Annotated in this window: 2 protein-coding genes; both read right to left on the reverse strand. The window is 60.5% G+C overall.

What is annotated here, in order from left to right:
• Positions 1-168 precede the first annotated feature (168 nt).
• Positions 169-420 (reverse strand): 50S ribosomal protein L27, encoded by a 252-nt coding sequence (rpmA, locus tag QF777_12040; protein MDP6912266.1) that lies wholly within the window; start codon positions 418-420, stop codon positions 169-171.
• 4 nt (positions 421-424) lie between these two features.
• The coding region (locus QF777_12045; protein ID MDP6912267.1) for a bL21 family ribosomal protein at positions 425-663 on the reverse strand (239 nt) is incomplete at its 5' end.

Raw genomic sequence — 663 nt, forward strand, 5'->3', positions numbered from 1 at the left:
CCTCAACCTGCTCGGCTGGGCTCCACAACAGCTACCAGACGGACTGGGTCTGGACTAATGCCCAAACTGAACCCGGTCCCGGTCTAAGAGTTAGACCAAAAACGAAACGACACACCGCCGGAACGATGCGTCGTAGCCAACCACCGGAGAAATCCAGAGTTGGGCGGATCAGTCAGTGACGATGTCAACCAGTTTGCGACCACCACGGCGACCGAACTTAACCCGACCATCAGCCGTAGCGAACAGCGTGTCATCGCCCCCACGACCAACATTCTCCCCGGCATGGAACTTGGTGCCCCTCTGGCGAATGATGATGCTGCCAGCAGTCACCTGACCGCCATCGTAAACCTTGACGCCTAGACGCTGTGCGTTGGAGTCGCGGCCGTTGCGGGTAGACCCGCCGCCCTTGGTGTTTGTCATGCCGTCAGCCCCTCGTGATTCCGGTGATCTCGATCTCGGCCAGATGCTGGCGGTGGCCCCACCGGCGACGCTGGTTGCTCTTGTTCTTGTAGGTGAAGCCACGGATCTTCGCTCCCTTGGCATCACCGACGATGCGAGCGGACACGCTCGCACCAGATAGGGCTTCCGGAGTAGCCAGAACATCGTCACCGTCAACGAGCATCACCGGCCTCAACTCGACTTCGCTGTCCACCGCTCCCAGGC

It is taken from the genome of Acidimicrobiales bacterium, assembly GCA_030747595.1.
In the GTDB taxonomy this organism is placed as follows: Bacteria; Actinomycetota; Acidimicrobiia; order Acidimicrobiales; family MedAcidi-G1; genus UBA9410.